Source organism: Promineifilum sp. (SeqCode) (assembly GCF_041918635.1).
Classification (GTDB): Bacteria; Chloroflexota; Anaerolineae; order Promineifilales; family Promineifilaceae; genus Promineifilum.
On sequence record NZ_JAYRVJ010000270.1, the window covers coordinates 1 to 1,722 of the forward strand.

3 protein-coding genes are annotated in these 1,722 nt (G+C 62.3%); all 3 read right to left on the reverse strand.

What is annotated here, in order from left to right:
- Positions 1-285, reverse strand: a 285-nt coding sequence (locus tag ACE3UY_RS08945; RefSeq protein WP_374687197.1) for an AMP-binding protein, incomplete at its 3' end; no start/stop codon positions are given.
- Between the two features lie 186 nt (positions 286-471).
- A complete protein-coding gene (locus ACE3UY_RS08950; protein ID WP_374687198.1) occupies positions 472-1,236 on the reverse strand; it encodes a glucose 1-dehydrogenase in 765 nt (254 codons plus the stop codon).
- Positions 1,237-1,409: 173 nt separating this feature from the next.
- Positions 1,410-1,722 (reverse strand): alpha/beta fold hydrolase (locus tag ACE3UY_RS08955; RefSeq protein WP_374687199.1); only part of this gene is annotated, 313 nt, incomplete at its 5' end.

The window sequence follows — 1,722 nt, forward strand, 5'->3', positions numbered from 1 at the left end:
GGTTAGCCGCCAGTTGAGCGGCGCGAAGATGGCCCCGATCTTGGCCAGGCCGTATAGCAAGTCCACGTAGACGATGCTGTTCTGGGCCAGGATCGCCACCCGGTCGCCCTTCTCAATGCCCAAGGCCCGAAAGGCGTTGGCCAAGCGGTTAGCGCGGGCGTTCAGCTCCGCGTAGGTGTAGGCCACGCCGGTGGACACGTCCAGCAGCGCCGTCCGGTCAGGCGTCAACTCGGCGCGTTTGCTCAGCAAGTCGGCCGCGTGCGTTGGATACAGCTCGTAGGTCATCCCGGCCCCTTGGAAAGAGAGCGAAGACAGGAATGCATCTTAATGGATGAGCTTATAAGAGCGACACAGAGAGACACGGAGGCAGCGCTGTTCTTTCTCTGTGAAACTCTGTGTGATCTCAGTGTCACTCTGTGTTCCTCTTATGTACTCCCTCTATAAGAACCCAAAATCTGTAAAATCCCCCTCTCACGTCCCGATCACGATGCCGCCATCCACACGCAGGACTTCGCCGGTGATGAAGCTGGCCTCGTTCGACGCCAGGAACAGGTAGGCGTTGGCAATGTCGCGCGGCTCGCCCAACCGGCCCAGCGGGGTGCGGGCCTTCATGCCGGACAGGATGTTCTCCGGCATGGCGGTGATCATCTCGGTCGCCGTGAAGCCGGGGGCCACGGCGTTGACGCGGATGCCGGCGCGGCCCAGTTCGCGCGCCCACACCTTGGTCATGCCGATCACGCCCGCCTTGGTGGCGACGTAGTTCGTCTGGCCGAAGTTACCGTCCAGTCCGACAACAGAGGAAGCGTTGAGGACTACCCCGCCCCCCTGCCGGATCATGTGCGGCGCGACGGCCTGGGTGCAGTTGAAGACGCCCTTCAGGTTGACCGAGATGACCAGATCGAAATCGGCCTCGGCCATCTCCTTGACCAGCACGCCATCCTTGACCTTGACCAGCGTCCCATCCCTCAGCACGCCGGCGTTGTTGACCAGCACGTCCACGTGGCCGAACCGCTGGACGATCTCATCCAGGCACGCCCCGACGGCCTGGCGGTCGGCGACGTTGAGTTTGTAGAAGCTGGCCGCGGGGCCGATGGCCTCGGCGGTACGGCGGCCCTGCTCCTCGTTCAGGTCGCAAATGACGACCATCGCGCCTTCCTCAGCGAATCGCTCAGCCGTAGCCCGGCCGATACCGGCAGCCCCGCCGGTAATGACACAAACTTTGTCCTTTAAGCGCATTGTGACACCTTCTCCATGAAGCGAACAAGAGAGAAGAAATCATCCGCAGATTTCGCAGATTCTTCAGAAAGGCGCTTAAGAAATCACCTGCAGCTATGCGTAAATCATCTGTGCAATCTGTGAAATCTGTGGATTCCTCTTTCTTCTTTTACCAAATAAAGGTTACGCGCCGGTTACGCCTGTTTGGCCAGGAAGCCCAGCACGACCGTGTTGAACTCCGCCGGCCGCTCCCAGCAGGAGGCATGGCCCGCGCCGGGCAGCAGGTGCAGCTCGGCGTGGGGGATGCCGCGCTGGAGGATGCGCGCGTAGGCCGGCCCTTTCAACAAGTCCAGTTCCCCGGCCAGGATGCAGGCCGGCGCGGCGATCTCGCCCAGCCGGGCGGTGAAATCCACTTCGAGGAAGCATTCGCACAGCCGGGCCACGGCCGGGAAGTCGAGCAGTTCGTAGCGCCGGCGCGCGTCGGCCAGCAGCGCCGGGTGATCGCGA